This window comes from Phaeodactylibacter luteus (assembly GCF_007993045.1).
In the GTDB taxonomy this organism is placed as follows: domain Bacteria; phylum Bacteroidota; class Bacteroidia; order Chitinophagales; family Saprospiraceae; genus Phaeodactylibacter; species Phaeodactylibacter luteus.
In genome coordinates, this window is record NZ_VOOR01000022.1 from 1 (window position 1) to 17686 (window position 17686).

Annotated in this window: 12 protein-coding genes; 5 read left to right on the forward strand and 7 right to left on the reverse strand. The window is 55.0% G+C overall.

Annotation, left to right across the window (positions count from 1 at the left end; translation table 11 throughout):
- Positions 1 to 416: 416 nt before the first annotated feature.
- Positions 417 to 989, forward strand: a complete 573-nt coding sequence (locus tag FRY97_RS11670; protein WP_147167716.1) for a hypothetical protein — start codon at positions 417 to 419, stop codon at positions 987 to 989.
- 491 nt (positions 990 to 1480) lie between these two features.
- On the opposite strand, the gene FRY97_RS11675 is transcribed toward FRY97_RS11670, so the two are convergent.
- Positions 1481 to 2140 carry a CBS domain-containing protein gene (locus tag FRY97_RS11675; protein ID WP_147167717.1) on the reverse strand — a complete coding sequence of 220 codons (660 nt, stop codon included), beginning with the start codon at positions 2138 to 2140 and terminating at the stop codon, positions 1481 to 1483.
- A 98-nt stretch (positions 2141 to 2238) separates the two neighbouring features.
- On the reverse strand, positions 2239 to 3054 hold the full coding sequence (locus FRY97_RS22970) for an NINE protein (RefSeq protein WP_147167718.1): 816 nt from the start codon (positions 3052 to 3054) through the stop codon (positions 2239 to 2241).
- Between the two features lie 511 nt (positions 3055 to 3565).
- On the opposite strand from FRY97_RS22970, the gene FRY97_RS11685 reads away from it, so the two are divergent.
- A complete protein-coding gene (locus FRY97_RS11685; protein WP_147167719.1) occupies positions 3566 to 5461 on the forward strand; it encodes an amidophosphoribosyltransferase in 1896 nt (631 codons plus the stop codon).
- Positions 5462 to 5670: 209 nt separating this feature from the next.
- Positions 5671 to 6558, forward strand: coding sequence for an RluA family pseudouridine synthase (locus FRY97_RS11690; RefSeq protein ID WP_147167720.1), 888 nt, complete (start codon positions 5671 to 5673; stop codon positions 6556 to 6558).
- Positions 6559 to 6592: 34 nt separating this feature from the next.
- Here FRY97_RS11690 and FRY97_RS11695 read toward each other — a convergent pair whose 3' ends face one another.
- The 4 genes from FRY97_RS11695 to FRY97_RS11705 form a co-directional block, all read right to left on the reverse strand.
- The gene (locus FRY97_RS11695; protein ID WP_170254610.1) at positions 6593 to 7642 is read right to left on the reverse strand and encodes a S41 family peptidase; all 1050 of its coding nucleotides are present in this window, start codon (positions 7640 to 7642) and stop codon (positions 6593 to 6595) included.
- Between the two features lie 5 nt (positions 7643 to 7647).
- Positions 7648 to 8409, reverse strand: a complete 762-nt coding sequence (locus FRY97_RS22370; RefSeq protein ID WP_170254611.1) for a hypothetical protein — start codon at positions 8407 to 8409, stop codon at positions 7648 to 7650.
- Positions 8410 to 8478: 69 nt separating this feature from the next.
- Positions 8479 to 9633 carry a serine hydrolase domain-containing protein gene (locus tag FRY97_RS11700; protein ID WP_147167722.1) on the reverse strand — a complete coding sequence of 385 codons (1155 nt, stop codon included), beginning with the start codon at positions 9631 to 9633 and terminating at the stop codon, positions 8479 to 8481.
- Between the two features lie 123 nt (positions 9634 to 9756).
- Positions 9757 to 11475, reverse strand: coding sequence for a T9SS type A sorting domain-containing protein (locus FRY97_RS11705; RefSeq protein ID WP_147167723.1), 1719 nt, complete (start codon positions 11473 to 11475; stop codon positions 9757 to 9759).
- 413 nt (positions 11476 to 11888) lie between these two features.
- Here FRY97_RS11705 and mnmG point away from each other — a divergent pair, with 413 nt between their 5' ends.
- Positions 11889 to 13754, forward strand: coding sequence for a tRNA uridine-5-carboxymethylaminomethyl(34) synthesis enzyme MnmG (gene mnmG / locus FRY97_RS11710; RefSeq protein ID WP_147167724.1), 1866 nt, complete (start codon positions 11889 to 11891; stop codon positions 13752 to 13754).
- 95 nt (positions 13755 to 13849) lie between these two features.
- A complete protein-coding gene (locus FRY97_RS11715) occupies positions 13850 to 14080 on the forward strand; it encodes a hypothetical protein (RefSeq protein WP_147167725.1) in 231 nt (76 codons plus the stop codon).
- Positions 14081 to 14216: 136 nt separating this feature from the next.
- Here FRY97_RS11715 and mfd read toward each other — a convergent pair whose 3' ends face one another.
- Positions 14217 to 17660 carry a transcription-repair coupling factor gene (gene mfd, locus FRY97_RS11720; RefSeq protein WP_147167726.1) on the reverse strand — a complete coding sequence of 1148 codons (3444 nt, stop codon included), beginning with the start codon at positions 17658 to 17660 and terminating at the stop codon, positions 14217 to 14219.
- Positions 17661 to 17686 lie beyond the last annotated feature (26 nt).

The window sequence follows — 17686 nt, forward strand, 5'->3', positions numbered from 1 at the left end:
TAAAACTTTGTCCGTAGGCACTAGAATCAGGCATGTCAGAGGTACAGGCAGTGATGTATCCTATAATTTTTTGGTGGGCATCAGGATTTAGTATGATGTCTTGATTTAATCAATGCACTTGAGGCTTACCCCAATTGCTGCTTCATGGCCTGCTCTGTCTCAATGAAGGCGTCAGGCTGCTTTTGGGGTAAGCTTAGCTTGGCCGGAGGAGGATTTAGCTGGGATGAGCGGATGCAAGAATCCGGTAGATTTACCGTTTACTATTTATTTGGTGGAGCCTTTTATTACAGCGTAGGGCATAGGGTGAAAGTGCAAACAGGCTATTACAACTATAGACCGTCCAATCGATCATTAGCCTCTGCTTTCGCCCAGCCTTTTTTGGGCTTGTCATTAGAAATTGGAAAACTAAAAAGCCTATGAAACCGCTTTATTTCATAGCGATAGCGCTGACTATCCCGCTGTTATGCTGTGCTCAGGGTGAGGGTGCATTTGGGAAACGCCTGGTCATAGGCTCGTCTGTAACGCATATATGGGAAGACAACCCTGAGGTCAGTAACACACATAATGAGACAACATGGGAGAAAAACATTGCTGTGAGCCTGACGCCTTCCCTATACTTTGGGCTGTCTCATAAGCATATTTTTACTTGGGGGTCGAGTGTGGAACAAGGGCTGAACGACAAAGCCCGGTACAACCTGTTCGGTGCTTTTATACAGTATGACTTCCTGCCCCGTGATGTCAGCCGGCTGATTGCGGAAGCCTCTTACTATGTAGGTGATTATTGTACCTGTGGTGACCTGGACCCCTACCGGGTAGCCGGGCTAAGTTACCTTGGGTGGGGGCTGGCCTATGACCTGCCAATCTGGCGCGGGCTTTCCTTGGATCTGGGGTTTACCGCACATTATATACTCAATAATATTCAGCCTTTCAGTTACACCTACACGCAATACATAATTGGGCTCAATTATACGCTAAATCGGGGGGCGTGAATCAAAATATTGCAGGCATTTATGCTTTTGGGGCTCTAGCCTAGCATTGGCCTAGCGCTGCGGAGGGGTGGTAAGCCCGTTAGGGCCGAGCGGACAGCGAGCCCCGCAGCATAGCGGCACCTGCCCGCTGGCAGGGGCAGGCCCCTATCCTTGCGGAGGGGGCAAGCCTCATCCCGCGAAGCAGGCTGGGCAAGCTCAAAAAAAACGACAATCTGGTTTGCGCCCAAATCGGGACAAATAGCAAACAATGATGGGCAGTGTAGCCTTACTTGGTATTTGAAAGCAGGAATAAAAACCCAGCAATTCTCAATTTGGTATTTCTCCAGTTATACCTCGTAGCTTGTCGCTGCAGCACCTAGTGGATTGAGCCGTAAATTTTTGACAATTAAAGGTCACGCACCCGAAAAGGCTTAATCGTGGAAATACAATCAAACAATTCGGTCTAATCGTACTAGGGTCTTGTTGGTAGGGGTGATACGGAGGTTGTGACCTCACACATTCAAATAAGCCATCAGCGAGTCATAACGGTCGCGAAGCGAGTCAAGGTACTCAGTCTCGTTGAAAGTCGCCTTCACCTCATAATCGAACCGGTTGAACGTGGCAATGATTGCCTGTACATTCTGACGGTTGATCTTCAAGGTGACATCAATGCGGGTAGAGTCCAGATTGGAGGTTACGAATGAGCTCAGTATGGCCGCGCTCTCCGACTCTACGATGCGGGCAATCTCAGAAAGCTGATAATCCCGCCGGTTGATTTCCAAAACGAGGATGCTGCCGGGCTCGGAAAAAGAAGCTGTACGGGCGAAGTATTGGAGCGTATCCTCCATTGTGACGAGCCCGATGTAGTTCTCATCATGGTCCACCACAGGTATGAGCGTCAGCTGATACTCTGCAATCAAACGGAGGATTTCGTAGATGTGGTCGTTCGAATGCACATAGGGCCGCACCAAGGACAGCCGGTAAGAGCCGACCGCCTCTTCCACATCGTGCTCTAGGATATCGTCTTCAGATATCAAGCCCAACAACTGTTTATCGTTGACAATAGGAAGGTGGCGGATGTAGAAATCATTCATCAGGCCGAGGGCTTCCTCTCCAGTATCGGAAGTGCGCAGCGGTATGATAGAGTCTGAAATGAGTTGTTCGGCCGTCATGGGGATAGAGATTCTAATGCATCATGTACTGTAAATATAACGTACGCACCGGCAGCCTGTTGAGGATTAAGCGGGAAATGTAACCCAATTGGCGATAATTACCCCAGCAGCCGTTTTTTCTGCAGCGCAAACTCGTCCTCGGTCAGCAGCCCCTTCTCTTTGAGCTCCGCCAGCTGCTTAAGCTGTTCAAGAATGTGCGAGTGGTCTTCCACGGGCTCTGCTGTTGCCTGAGGGGAAGGCGTACGGGCAGGGCTGTCTTCCAAGCGGAAGCCATTTTTTTCAAAAGCCTCGTATTCGTCCTGAATGCGCAAAAAAGCCAGCTTATCGTGCTCGCGTATGCGGTCGAAGTCGTCAAAACCCAAACTGACCGCCAGGTCGAGGTGGCGCAGCGACAGCTCCGTCTGTTCAGTGACAGAATATGCACAAGCCAAATTGAAGTGGGTCGCAATATCATTGGGCTCTACCTTCAGCGCTTTCTTGAAATCCTGTATGGCCCCCGCGTAGTCATACTCCTTAAATTTGGCGACACCAGTATTCTTATGCACGTTTTCCGGTTTGCGCACCGGGCGCCGGGGGGCTGACGGGCGCGCATTTGGTGCAGGATTGGCCGGGCGGTAATACGCTTTCCCTTTGCGTTTGCGGCTCTCCCGGTAGTCGCGGTACTCTTCTTTGTACTGCCGTTGGGCCTCCCGCCCCTGCCGGAATAAAGCCTCCCGGTTGTACTTGCGGTCAAAGGCCTCGCCATCCATAGAAAAGAACACGATGGCGTCGATCAGGCCTACAATCCACATGACCGGGAACCAGAAAAAGAGCAGGTAGAAAATGCCCAGCCCGGTCTGGCCCAAATAGAAACGGTGTATGCCCAGTCCGCCCAGAAAAAGGGCTAATATGCCTGCTACGTTCTTCTCTTTCATGTGTGGTTTTGCTATCGAAATATCCATATTAATTATCTAACAAGCAAAAGGCACAGTAGTTATCTGTATTCGATGGGCTGTGCCAGCAGTTGGACGAACCGGGGCTCCCGGCAGACAGCCCTCCCGCCTGCCCGACCTATCCTTGGCTTTTGGGCTGTACCAGCAAGGGCTCAGGGCACAGTTGCCATTTTTGGGCTTGCCCCCTCCGCAAGGATAGGGGCCTGCCCCTGCCTGAGGGCAGGTGCCGCTATGCTCCGGGGCTCGCTGTACGCTCGGCCCTAACGGGCTTACCACCCCTCCGCAGCGCTAGGCCGGCCTCATCAGGTAGCCAACAGGGCAGCAATATTTTGCCCCACCCCAGCCAGCAGCAAATGTGCGCTTAAACCTAGCCCGGCAGAGGTTTTTTCTACCCGTAAAAAGGGCTACCTTTGCGGCGTATTTTCCTAGCAGGGGCTTAGCCAAAGGGCCAGGCCGCTCCACCTTTTTGAACCAAACCTCCAAGGCAGCAGCCATGAGCGAACAGATCAAACACGAATGCGGCATCGCAATGATCCGCCTCCTCAAACCGTTGGACTACTATCAGAAAAAGTACGGCACTGCGTTCTACGGCATCAATCAGCTCCAGCTGCTGATGCAAAAACAGCGCAACCGGGGGCAGGACGGCGCCGGCATGGCCACCATCAAACTCGATGTGGAGCCGGGCAAAAAGTACATCAGCCGCAAGCGGAGCGTCGCCTCCAATTATCTGGACGACCTGTTCAAGCAAATCCACCTCCACTTTCAGGGCCTAAGCCAAGATCAGCTCAGCGATGCCACCTGGCTCAAAGACAATAAGCCTTACATGGGGGAGCTCCTCCTCGGCCACCTGCGCTATGGCACCCACGGCGATAATAGCGTAGAGACCTGCCACCCTTTCCTGCGCCAAAACAACTGGGTGACCCGCAACCTCATCCTCGCCGGCAATTTCAACCTCACCAACGTGGATGAGCTCTTCCAAGAACTGGTAGACCTCGGGCAGTACCCCAAAGAAAAATCAGATACCGTCACCGTGCTGGAAAAAATTGGCCATTTCCTCGACGACGAGGTGCAGCGCCTCCACACTTGGTACAAGCCTGATGGCTACTCCAACCGGGAAATCAATGAGCTGATCTACGAAAATCTCGATATTCAGCGCCTGTTGAGGCGTGCCTCCAAAAAATTCGACGGCGGCTTTGTCATGGCTGGCCTCATCGGGCACGGCGATGCCTTTGTCCTGCGCGACCCTGCCGGTATACGGCCTGCTTTCTACTACCAAGATGATGAAGTGGTAGTGGTCGCCTCTGAGCGCCCGGCCATTCAGACGGTTTTCAACAAGCACGTCAGCGAGGTCAAAGAGCTGCAGCGCGGGCATGCGCTGATTGTCAAAAAAGATGGCCGCATCAGCGAAGTGCCTTACATCGATCAGCTCGAACGCCGTGCCTGCTCTTTCGAGCGCATCTACTTCTCCCGGGGCAACGACCGCAATATCTACCTGGAGCGCAAGCAGCTTGGCCGGCAGCTCACTGATGCCGTCCTGGAAGAAGTAGACTACGACTTTCGCCACAGTGTGTTCTCTTTTGTGCCCAACACTGCCGAAACGGCCTTCTACGGCCTGATGGAAGGGCTGACCGACCGCCTTGATGAAATCAAGCGCGATAAAATCCTCAAGAAAGGCGCAGAGCTCAAACCGGGCAAACTGGAAAAAATCCTGTCCCTCAAGCCGCGCATGGAAAAACTGATCGTTAAGGATGCCAAACAGCGCACCTTTATCGCCGATACCCGTTCCCGGGAAGCTATGGTCGCTCATGTATACGACGTGACCTACGGCATCGTGGAAAATGACAAGGATACCTTAGTGCTGCTCGACGACTCCATCGTAAGGGGCACTACCCTCAAAGACAGCATCATCCAAATCGCTTCCCGCCTGCGGCCCAAGAAAATCGTCATCGTTTCTTCCGCTCCCCAAATCCGATATCCAGACTGCTACGGCATCGATATGTCCAAAATGAAGGAGTTCGTCGCTTTCCGAGCCCTCGTAGAGCTGCTCAAAGAAAACGGGAAAGAACACCTGCTGCAAGAGGCTTACGAGCGCTGCAAAGCTCAAGAGCACCTGCCCAAGGAAGAAATCACCAACGAGGTGAGATCCTTGTACGACGAGTTCCCCTACGAAGCTGTATCCGATAAAATTGCGGAGATCGTAACCCCTAAGGGCATTCAGCCCAAGGTAAAAGTCATCTACCAAACCATCGAAGGCCTGCGCGAAGCTTGCCCCGAAAACAACGGCGACTGGTACTTCTCTGGCGAGTACCCTACCCCGGGCGGCAATAAAGTCGTCAACCGGGCTTTCATCAACTTCATGGAGGGGCGGGACGAAAGGGGCTATCTCTAGCAGGCTGCCCCACAGCGGGCAACCTGGCTTTTCAGCCAGGCGCGCCCAGCTATATATGCTGAACTGCCCCTTTGGCCCGCCCCTGTGCAGGGCAAGGCACACAAGCATATCCTGCTGCTAACAACGGCTTTGCCCAGTTGGGGGCTTTGGCTGCCTCCGCTCCCAAAGCCCCCAACATGCTCTACTGAACGCTACGCATCAAATCGATTATGCCCAAACCAACCCTGCAGCACCGGGTCCGAAAGATAGCCCCCGGCACCACACTAACGGATTACTGCCAACAGGCCATCCCCCTTCTCGGGAGCCGCACTGCCGTTAAAAAAGCTGTCCACAGTAAACGCTTGTTGCTCAATGGCCGCCCCGCCCGCCTGAACGATCCTTTACAAACTGGCGATCAGTTGACACTGACCGGCACCGGCCTGCCCAAGGCCCGTAAGTTCGAACAGGAAATACCCGTTGTATGGGAAGACAGCCACCTGATCGTGGTCAATAAGCCTGCCGGGATTGCCGTTAACGGTGACCGGATACGCACCTTGGAGAATGCGCTGGCGGGCAGCGTTGAGCCCTCAGGGGAGCCTGACGCCCTGCCCCGGCCAGTAGCAGTGCACCGTATCGACCTGCCCACCCAAGGGCTTGTGCTTTTGGCTAAAACCAAACAGGCCTTGATGGCCATGAGCCAGGCTTTTGAGCACAACAAAGTCCACAAACAGTACATTGCAGTCGTACATGGCCGCCCGGCACCGCAAGGCACAACACGCGCGCCTTTGCAGGGCAAACCTGCAGAAACAAAATGGGAGTACCGCCGGACTGTCCCTTCCCGGGATTTTGGCCACCTTTCCCTGCTCGAGCTAAGCCCGGTCACCGGTCGTACCCATCAGCTCCGCCTGCACATGCAACAGCTTGGCCACCTCATCGTAGGGGACAAACAATATGCCGGGCCACAGAAAACGGTCTTGAACAAAGGGCTGATGCTCTGTGCCTGCTACCTTTCTTTTCAGCACCCCACGACACAGAAGCCTATTGCCATAAAAATCCTGCCACCTCCCAAATTCGAAAAACTGTTGGACAGGGAAGAGGCCTGGGCAAAAAAACAGTGAGCAGCGCAAGGCTCAATGCCCCCCAAGCCTTTTTTCATATCCCATAGGCGTCTTTCAGGAACTGCCGCGCAGCTTCCATCGTACGGTCTTGGCCTGCGGCCACTTCTTCCGGGAGGTTGCTCAACGGGAATTCCGGGGCTATGCCTATGCCTTCCAAGGTGGAGCCATCCGGTGCTGTGATCAGCTGCACACTGTACTCATACCGCCAGCCGTTGGGCAAAAAGCGGGCGGGGCCGACTAGCGAGAGTGCCCCCGCTGTTGTACCGCCCATATGGGTTACATGGTCAAAAGCTTTCATGTTCAGCGCAAAAATCTCCCCTTCGCTTATCGTCAGGCGGTCGGTCAGCAGCACTACGGGCCTGTTGAAGGCACCCTCTACCGGCGCATAAGTATGGTAAGCTTCCTTTTCTGCAAAATCCTGGTGTGCCTCCCCTGACCGGAAATGCGCATCATACAAATGGTGTACGCCATCGGAAAAATAAGCAGCATAAGCGCCGCCCAATCGGTCGTAGCCGCCCACACAGCCGCGAAGGTCTACGACCAGGGCCTCTACGGGGCCCATCGCTTGTAAGGCCCTCGCCACACAGCTGTGGTCTTCGTCCAATAAGGCTGCAATGTAAAGGTAGCCGACCTTCCCGTCAGCACTTTTGCCGTAGAGCATAAAATCATTGACCGCCCCTACCGAGCCCGGCTGTAGATAAGCCTGTGCCACCAGCTCGAGGCTGAAAGCTGCCGCTGTAGCTTCTGCCCCCTCAAAGCCAGATACAAAGGACCGCTGATGCTCGTCATCGTACAACTTTACATGCTCATCGTTGAGGGCATTGAGCAGGCCCGTCAAAACCAGCCAAAGCTCCAGCTCAGTTGTGGCCGGCCCAACCTGAGGCCGGTAAACGGCATACAGGCTGTCCCAGTTGGCAGGCTGAGCGGCAAACCCGCTATAGTGCAGGTCAAAGTCTTCCCAAAGCCCCTCAAAGACCGCCTCTGGGCTATAGCCGGGCCCGGTATCGGCGGACCGGGGCTCACAGGATGAAAAAATGGCGGCCAACAGCAGCAGCAGGGCCAAAGTCAAGGTAATCGGTCGCATAGTAATTACAGTTTTAGGGTAACACCGAGCAAAACGCTGCCCAGCTGTTGCTTGCTCGCAGATATGCCATTGCTGGTACGGGTATAAGCCCAGCGGTAGGCGATGCCCGGCGACAAGCCATTGGAAAAGGTGTAGGAAAGTTGAAAAGCCGCTTCCGGTGCCCGGAAACCATTGGGGCCCAGCCATTGGGCTTCATCAAAATTAAACAGCAGGCCTTTGCCATTGTCCGGGCTGCCTCCTGGGCGATAGCCCGGCCGGCCCACGCGGCCTGCAAATGGCCAGGAGGCCTCTGCCCCTGCCGACCAATGGCCCGCTTGCCAACCGGCAAAAGCCAGCAGGCCAGCCTGAAATGTGTTCTGATAGGTCCAGGCACTACTGTAGCCCTCATCTTCCTCCCAGGCCACTTGTTGGCCCCTGATTTGAAAAGAGGGGCCTGCACTAAAGCTCGCTCCCCCGCTCTGCCAGAGCACAGACTGCAGGGCTATCCCCGCCTGTAAAGCCGCAAAGCTGCTGCCAAGGTGGGGCTGCCCTTTTCGGGATAACTGCCCTAGCTCCGTTTGTGCCCGCAGGAGCACCCGCAGGCCTTTCTCTGATTCGTATTGGTAGGCTCCACGGGCCAGGGCTCCGCCCAAGTGGTAATCAAATGGGGCATATGCTCCATCAGACCAAGTGCCGCTAAGGTAGCCGGCTTGTAAGCGCAGTTCTTGTTGCTGGGCGTGCAAGCCCAAAGCTGCCCACCAAAGGGCCAGCGCAAATAACATTCGCATAATGGATTGGGTTGATGTGATAAAATATCCCGGGCGGTGCCCGGCGGGCCAGTGGTGCGCCGGCGTCCCTTACAGCACCTTTTTCAGGGTCATACAAAGCTTGGAGAGGAAAACCACATGCCTGCGCGCATAACTGACCTGATTGAAGCTGCCTGCCATAAAGACATCCAGCTCAGGGCAATAGTACAGAAAAGACCCAGTGGAGCCAGAATGCCCGATCAGCGTCAAGTCTGGCAACAGAGGGGATAACCCGCGCAGTTGGAAGCGGCGTAAGCCAAAGCCATAGCTCATCCCCTTGGTTTCTGGCACCCAGGCTTGCATGCTCTGCCAGGTGCTTTTGGGCAACACCTCACCGTAAGCCAGCGCTTGCATAAAACGGGCCAGGTCGTCGGCAGTAGCCAACAAGCCACCGCCTGCCCAATCTGCGCTCAGGCTACGGTAAGTACTAACTTCCAGCTCTTCCAGGTACAGTGGGGCAGGAGCTGCTGCAAAAGCCCTTAACGGTGCCGACCTTAAATGCATACTGACCTGCTCAAGCCCCAACGGCTCTAAGAGCTGCCGCTGCAAGACCTCGTGCAAGGGCTGCCCATAATGCGCCTCTAGCAAAAGGCCCAAGAGGAAGTAGCCTGTATCTGAATAATGGAACCCCTGTCCGGGCGCGAAGTGTGCGCTAAGCTGCTGACGGGCATAAGCCAGCACCTCACTTGGCTCCCAAAACTTGCCCGGGCTGGCAAGCATCTGCTCCAGAAAGCTAGGCCCCTGCTTTGGCTGATCCTCAAACCAATCTGCCAGCCCGGATGTATGCTGCAGCAGCTGCCCGATCGTGATCTCCTTGCTGTAGTCTCTCCCCTTCCAGACATGCAGCCCTCGTAGCAGGGAATCGGGCAAGAAACCTCCTATGGGGTCTGACGGGCGGAGCTGCCCTTCAGCAGCCAACTGCATGACCAGGGTGGCGGTGAAAGTTTTGCCGATGCTAGCTATCAAGAAAGGAGTGTTGCCCTGTACCGGCTGCCCGTCCAGCCCTTCTCCGCCAAAAAACTGCCAGTGGAGGCCATTGCTGGGCGAGGCTACGGTCAGGAAAGCGTTGTGCACTGGCTTGCGGCCCAGCTCACGCTCAAATAGCTTGCGGGCTTTCTGTTCCGCCCTGCCCATGTCTTGCCCATAGCCTTGGCATGGAGGGCATAAAAAAGTAAGCAGCAGCAACGAGGCGATAAAACCGTTCATCCTATCTGTTTTGATGATAGTGCCCAATATGGCGCACTGATAGGACAAAGGTATAGGCCGGGCGGGCCCCAATCGTCCGAAAATGAATAACCGGACTTTTTGGGCCAAGGCTTCTTTAACCAACTAAGGCTGACAAATGAAAGGCAGGCTCTCTATTGCCCCGCCAGAAGCTATCGTCAGTACATAACTGCCGGCAGGCAGCCCCAAAGGCGTCGCCACTGTATGCCGGCCGGGCAGGCCCTGCTCTTCCCCAGCCAATAAGGGCTGCCCTAGCAAGTTGCAGACTTCCCAGCGGACCTCCTGCGGAAAAGGCAAATGGACCGACCAAGACAGCACCTGGCCCGAAGGGTTGGGGGAAATGACAGGCTGTAAGGGCGACGGCTCCCCCTGAGGCGGGTAAATCCGCTTGATAAGGGCCTGCTCGGCGGGGCTCAGGTGGGTGTCGTCCAAATGCCCTCCGTTCATGTAAACGTTTAGCATTATGCCTTCTTCAGTAAACCCTATGCGCTCCAGGCTGCTCCGAGGGCCAAAGACAAGCTCCTGCCCAGGCCCGAGCGCAACGTAGGCCTGATTGCCGGGGCTCAGTTCGTGGTTCCATAGCACTACCCGGTTGTTGACCTCCATGCGGCTGCCTTTGCCCAACACCAGCCAACTGCCCAGGCCAAGGCCCAATATCCCCTCCCCATCTGAACCGTAATGCAGGGACTGCCCATCGCCAACCCTCAGCTCAGAACCGTTGAGGAACATCAGGCAGGAGGTAGGGCCATTAAAATTCAGCTGCCCGCCTTGGTACACAAAGTTGACCGTACCGTCAAATACCAAATCTATAATGCTCCCAATGCAGTAGCTGGCCCCGTTGCTGATGATGTTCACCTCATGCCGTAGAGAGTCGCTGCCAGCGGCCAGCCCGCCGCGGAGCTGCGTAAAGGGCTGAAAATAAAGGGAGGCAAAGTCATCTGTGACTAGGTTGAGCACCTGAGGCAAAGGGGCCTCCTCTTCAGGGAAGGCCTCTATATAGCTGATGGCTTGTGGCCCGGGGTAGGTGGTATCGGCGTACAGCCCGAGGTAAACCGCCCCAAAGCTCTGCGGGGGGATGACATCGATGATATGCCCTTCGTGAACGGTGCCCGTATTCGTCCACTCGGGGAAGACAATGGTGGAAAAAGTGTCCACTCCGCCCCAAGGCGGCTCTACTCCACTGTAAAACAGGCTGATGTCTTCACCGGCAAGATCTGCCCCAGGCTCAAAGGTGAACTTGATGATGAATTCTTCCAGAAACTGTGATTCGAAGCGCTCCGTGGTGATACAGGCCTCTATATAAGCAAACACCGGATCGCTGTCCAGACTGCCAGAGTAGGCCCGCGCTGCCCGCTCCCCAGGTTCCTCCGCCGGTATATTGACAATGGTTTTGATGCCACTGCAGAGCTCCCCTGCACAATCGTTGCCCGTTTGTAGTATAGCGCCTGTAGCAGGCTGCACGCTGGAAGTGGCCAGGTAGGTAAAGTTGGGCTGAAGGGCGCTGCTGTTAATATTGGTGCTGCGGATAAAAAGGGGCAAGCCAGGATCTACCTGCGATAAGGGGATGACAGGGTTGAACCCGCCCCCTTCCACCGAAATGCACCGGCTGCTGTCGATGGGGCCGTCCCACAGCCCATTTGTCGTCTGGTAAATAGCCCAGTCAACAGGCCAGCGTACTTCCGTCTCTGCATGGTAAGGGCACGGGCGGCTCTCAACATTATTGAAGCCTCCATTGCTGGGGGATTGGCAGAAGGCAGTGGCAGAAGGGAGAAGGCAAAACACGGCTATAGCAGGCCAACAAGCGATAGGGAGTATTCTCATCATGGTCATTGGGGTTTAGCCTTACGGCAAAGGGTAACAAATACAGCCTTAATTTAAGGAGCTCAGGGCTATCTTTCAACCCCGTGGGTAGTCTGCCGAAGGACAAATCAGAGGGTCGGGGCTAGGCGCAAACTAAAATATAGCAGGCTTTGGCTTCAAGGTGGCACCGGACTAGCGCTGCGAAGGGGTGGCAGCCCGATAGGGCCGAGCGGGCAGCGAGCCCCGTAGCATAGCGACCCCTGCCCTCAAGCAGGGGTAGGCCCCTCATCCTTGCGGCAGGGGCAGGCACAAAGAAAAGGCCATCTGGTTTGCGGCTGGGCATTTTGAGGACAAGGCCGAACGAAAAGCACGGCCCTACTGTTGATTACCAGTCAAATACTGTACTTTTGCAGGTCCAAAACACAACAGATAACAGCATGTTCCCAACATACGATGTCATAGTAGTCGGTGCCGGCCATTCCGGTTGTGAAGCAGCAGTAGCTGCGGCCAATATGGGCTCCAAAGTATTGCTCGCTACCATGAACATGAACACCATAGCGCAGATGTCCTGCAACCCCGCTATGGGGGGTGTCGCCAAAGGGCAGATTGTGCGAGAGATCGATGCTTTGGGCGGCTACTCGGGCATCATCACAGACCATACTGCTGTACAGTTCCGTATGCTCAACCGCTCCAAAGGGCCGGCTATGTGGAGCCCGCGCGCGCAGAGCGACCGCATGCTGTTTGCTGCCAAGTGGCGGGAAATGCTCGAAGCCCACCCCAATATCGACTTCTGGCAGGAGATGGTGACTGGCGTTATCGTCAAAGGCGGGAGGGCTTGCGGCGTGTACACTAGCCTCGGGCTGGAAATACAGAGCCGGGCTGTCATACTGACCAATGGCACCTTTCTAAACGGTATCATCCACATCGGTGAGAAACAATTTGGGGGCGGCCGGGCCGGAGAACGGGCGGCGAAAGGGATTACTGAGCAGCTCAAAGAGCTGGGCTTCGAAGCTGGCCGCATGAAGACTGGCACCCCGCCCCGTATCGATGGGCGCAGCATCAATTGGGATGCCCTCGAGACACAGCCGGGGGACGAGGAGCCGGGCAAGTTTTCCTATACGGATACCCCGCGCCTGGCCAGGCAGCTCCCCTGCCATATCGCTTACACTTCTCAGGAAGTGCACGATACCCTGAGAGAGGGCTTCGACCGCTCGCCTATGTTCAATGGCCGCATACAAGGGCTGGGGCCGCGTTACTGCCCTTCCATAGAAGATAAGATCGAGCGCTTTGCCGACCGCGACCGGCATCAGCTGTTTGTTGAGCCGGAGGGTTGGAACACCTGCGAGATTTACGTCAACGGTTTCTCCTCTTCCCTGCCCGAGGACGTGCAGTTCAAGGCCTTGCGCAAGATAGAGGGCTTTGAAAATGCAAAGATGTTCCGGCCAGGATATGCCATTGAGTACGACTTTTTCCCGCCCACGCAATTGAAGCTGACCTTGGAGACCAAGCTTGTCAGCAATTTGTTTTTTGCCGGGCAGATCAACGGCACTACCGGGTACGAGGAAGCGGGCTGCCAAGGGCTCATGGCGGGCATCAATGCCCACCTCGCCATACGGGAGGAAGCGCCTTTTGTGCTTCGCCGCAGCGATGCGTATATCGGTGTCCTGATTGATGACCTCGTCAATAAAGGCACCAAGGAGCCTTACCGCATGTTCACTTCCCGGGCTGAGTACCGCATCTTGCTGCGGCAGGATAATGCGGACTTGCGCCTGACCCCCCTCGCCAATCAGCTAGGGATGCAGGGGCTGCAGGAGCGTATGCAGCGCGTAGCTGCCAAGCAGGAGGCGGCAGAGGAGATTGGCCGGTTTGTACGGAAAGCCAGTGTAGAGCCCGGGCAGGTGAACCGTTACCTTACGGGCATTGGCTCTCAAGAGCTAACGCAAAAGGTGAAACTGCACAGTGTCCTTATACGGCCGCATGTAGACCTCCAAAGCCTCCGGCAGGTATTGCCAGAGCTCAATCAATTCTTGGGCAACTACGAACAGGAATTTATCGAGCTGGCTGAAATCGACATGAAGTACGAGGGCTATATCGAGCGGGAAAGGGAGCGGGCTGATAAAATGAACCGCTTGGAGAATGTCCGTCTGTCTGACCAATTTGACTACCACGAGCTGACCGCCCTGTCTAAGGAAGCCCGGGAAAAGCTCACTGCTGCCCGGCCAGCAACGGTGGGGCAGGCCAGCCGGATAAGCGGGGTCTCTCCGGCAGATATTTCCGTACTGCTCGTCCACATGGGCAGGTAGCAGCAGTGACAAGCATCAGCGGCGCTGTTGCGCGATGTCATGGTTTTAAGGCTGAAGGTAGGGTACCTTATGGTTGTCATCAAAAAACAATTGCCATGCGTACCCACACCACACTTTACCAAGCGATTTTCACCTTCATGGGCGGTGCTGTCGCCGCCATTTGGCTCCTGCTGACCATTGCTGGCTACCTTGGGATTTTCGGCCATATCGTATTCTTGGGCGCAGCCGCGTGGTTTTTTGAGCTGTACTCTGTAGCGCAGCGGGAAACGCTTGGGCACCGAGCGCCCCAAAAGCCGAAGCAGCGGGAAAGTGCCCCTACAGCCTGACCTCCATTTGGCCAGATGCCTGGGCTTTGGTAGTATTCCCACGCTTAAGCCTTCTTTGGTATGTGGCCTTTAATGGTCAAAAATTTACGGCTCAGTCCACTAGCCCTGTAGCTTTGCCACAACACCGGGCCAGGCGCTACTGTGCCCCGGCAGGTGCTGTCTGCTGTGCTACTTTTTCGTCTATTTTGCCCAAGACGCGCAGGGCTTCCTGCAGGCCCCGCACCCCATCTTTGATCAGCATAAAGTGGCGGGTCGATTTCTTAAAGCTGAGCCCGCGCCTAGCGCCTTCCTGCTGTACGAACTTCAGGGTACGCTGAAACTGCTCGCTTTCATAAAACATCGACTGTGGGTTTTCTACAAAATAGCAGCGCAGCTTGCCGTTCTTGAGGATGACCCGCTCGAAGCCCAGGCGTTTGCACACCCAGCGCAGGCGGAGCCCATTGAAAAGCTCGAACACCGGGGCGGGGATGCGCCCAAACCGGTCGCGCAGGCTCTGCTCAAAAGCCTGTAACGCCGCTTCGTCAGCTATGCTGTCCAGCTCGGTGTACAAGTTCAGGCGCTCCTGAATACTGCTGACGTATTCATCGGGGATGAGCATCTCGGCGTCGGTGTCAATCTGCACTTCACGCACGTATTCCCGCTTTTGGTCGAGCTCTTCTTTGAACAAGTCCTTGAATTCATTCTCTTTGAGCTCCTGTATGGCTTCTTCCAAGATTTTCTGGTAAGTCTCGTAGCCAATGTCAGAGATAAAGCCGCTTTGTTCCCCGCCCAAGAGGTTGCCCGCTCCCCGGATATCGAGGTCGCGCATAGCAATATCGAACCCGCTGCCGAGGTCGGAGAACTCCTCCAGCGTCTTAAGCCGCTTGCGGGCTTCTGAGGTCAGGGTAGACATAGGTGGGCTAAAGAGGTAGCAAAAGGCTTTTTGATTGGACCGCCCCACTCGCCCCCGGAGCTGATGCAGATCGCTCATACCAAACTGATTAGCGTTATTGATCATCATAGTATTGGCATTGGGGATATCGAGGCCCGTTTCGATGATATTGGTGCAGACCAGTACATCAAAGCGGCCATCAATGAAGTGGATGAGCGTTTTTTCGAGCTCTTTGGGGTCCATCTGCCCGTGAGCGCTGCCGATTTCCACGTCCGGGCACATCCGCCGGATCATAGCTGTGACATCAGGCAGCGTTTTGACCCGGTTGTGGACGAAGAAGACCTGCCCGCCCCGGTTCACTTCGTAGTAAATGGCTTCCTTCACCACCTCCTCGTTGAAAATGCGCACTTCGGTATGTATAGGCTGCCGGTTGGGCGGCGGCGTACGGATGATAGACAGGTCGCGGGCGGCCATAAGAGAAAACTGCAAGGTGCGGGGTATGGGCGTGGCCGTGAGGGTCAGGGTATCCACATTGACTTTGATGTTGCGGAGCTTTTCCTTGGCGGCCACCCCAAACTTTTGCTCCTCGTCGATGATGAGCAGCCCGAGGTCCTTAAAGCCTATCTTTTTGTTGAGGATGGCATGTGTGCCAATGACCATATCAAGCTCTCCGGACTTGAGGCGCTGGAAAATTTCATTTTTCTCCTTGGTACTGCGGAAGCGGTTGATGTAATCTACGCTGACGCCAAAATCGGCGAGCCGCTCCTTGAATGTCCGGTAGTGCTGCAGAGCAAGGATAGTAGTAGGGACGAGCACTGCAACTTGTTTGCCCCCTACTACAGCTTTGAATGCCCCCCGTATGGCCACTTCTGTTTTCCCAAATCCTACATCCCCACAAATGAGGCGGTCCATAGGGTAGCTCTTCATCATATCCTCTTTCATCTCATTGGTAGCTTTGAGCTGATCGGGGGTATCTTCATAGATGAAAGAGGCTTCCAGCTCGTTCTGTAGGTAGCCATCGGCCGGGAAAGCTACGCCCGGGGCGGCCTTGCGTTTTGCGTACAGCTTGATCAGTTCGCCGGCAATGTCCTTGACTTTCTTTTTGGTGCGGCGCTTGAGGTTCTTCCAGGCGTCGGAGCCCAGCTTATCCACTTTGGGGGCGGTGCCATCTTTGCCTACGAATTTGGAAATCTTGTGCAGGGAATTGATGCTGACGTAAAGGATGTCATTGTTTTTGTAAATCAGCCGGACGGATTCCTGCACATGCCCGTTGATGTCAATTTTCTGCAGGCCAGAATATTTGCCTACGCCGTGATCGATGTGGGTAACGTAGTCGCCGGGCTGAAGCTCGCGCAGCATCCGGAGGTTGAGCGCCTGATCGCGGGTAAAACCACGCCTGAGCTTGTAGCGGTGGAAGCGCTGGAAAACTTGATGATCGGTATAGCAGGCTACCTTTAGGTCAAGGTCGATAAAGCCTTGGTCCACAGATTTGGGGATAGGGTGGAAGCGGACGTGTGCCTCGAGGTCTTCGAAGATAGCATAGAAACGCTCGATCTGCTTGGGGTTTTCAGCAAAGAGATAATTCTCCAGCCCCGCCTCTGTATTTTCGTTGAGGTTGCTGATGAGGAGGTTAAAGTTTTTGTTGAAGCTAGGCTGTGGCCGTGCGGCAAATACGACCCGCTCATCAAAGGATATTGGCTGTGCCAGCTCAGAAAGGCCAATAATGGGGAAAGCCGCAATATCCTCAATGATCTCGTTAGGCCTGATGAAGGCCCGGTCGCGGAAGATCTCTTTCAGCTCCTCTTCTTCGAGCAGCGCAATGCCTTTGGCAAACTCTTCTGCCTTTTCGAAGCACTGGGTAAGTTTATCGATGACCACTTGGAGATCGCGGGCCCACACCACCGAGCCCGGCTGCAAAATGCGCAACATAGATACCTTCTGCTCCTGTGAAAAGCGGGTATTGATATTGGGGATGATGGTGACTGTGCCAATGTTGCTGACCGATAGCTGAGTAGTGGGGTTGAAGGTCCGTATGCTTTCCACTTCTTCATCGAACAGCTCTATCCGGTAAGGGTACTCATTGCCGAAAGAGAAAATATCGATGATGCCGCCCCGGATGGAAAACTGCCCCGGCTCGTAAACGAAGTCCTCCCGGGCAAAGCCGTACTCTACGAGTACTTCAATCAGGAAGTCGACGTCCAACTCTTCCCCTTTGACGATCGCAATCCGCCTTTCGTTGAGCACTTGTGGGGAAACGACCTGCTCAAATAGGGCTTCGGGGTAAGTCACGACAATCTCGCCTCCTGCTCTGGCATTGACCAGCTTGTTGATGGTCTCTGTGCGTTGCAGCACGTTGGTATTGTTGAGCTCCTCAAAGTGCATGGGCCGCTTGAAGGAGTCTGGGAAAAAGCCAATGGCTTTTCCGTGCATCAGGTTGGAAAGGTTGTTCTGCAGGTAAGCCGCCTCTTCTTTGTCGTTGGCAATAAAAAGATGGTTTCGGGGCTCGTTTTGATAGCTGGCGGTAAGCACAAAAGCAGTCTGTGCGCCAATGAGCCCGCTGAGGAGCACCCTGCTCGGCTGCCCTTCCTGGGCAAGGAATTGATTGAGCGTAGCGATCCGGGGGTCTTCCCGGTAAAGGTCCTGCAGGCGGTCAAGGTTGTTTTCCAAAGTGCTGAAACGATTGAAAGCCGAAACACACCTGTGGCGCATTCGGCAACGGACGAAGAAAAAAAGGC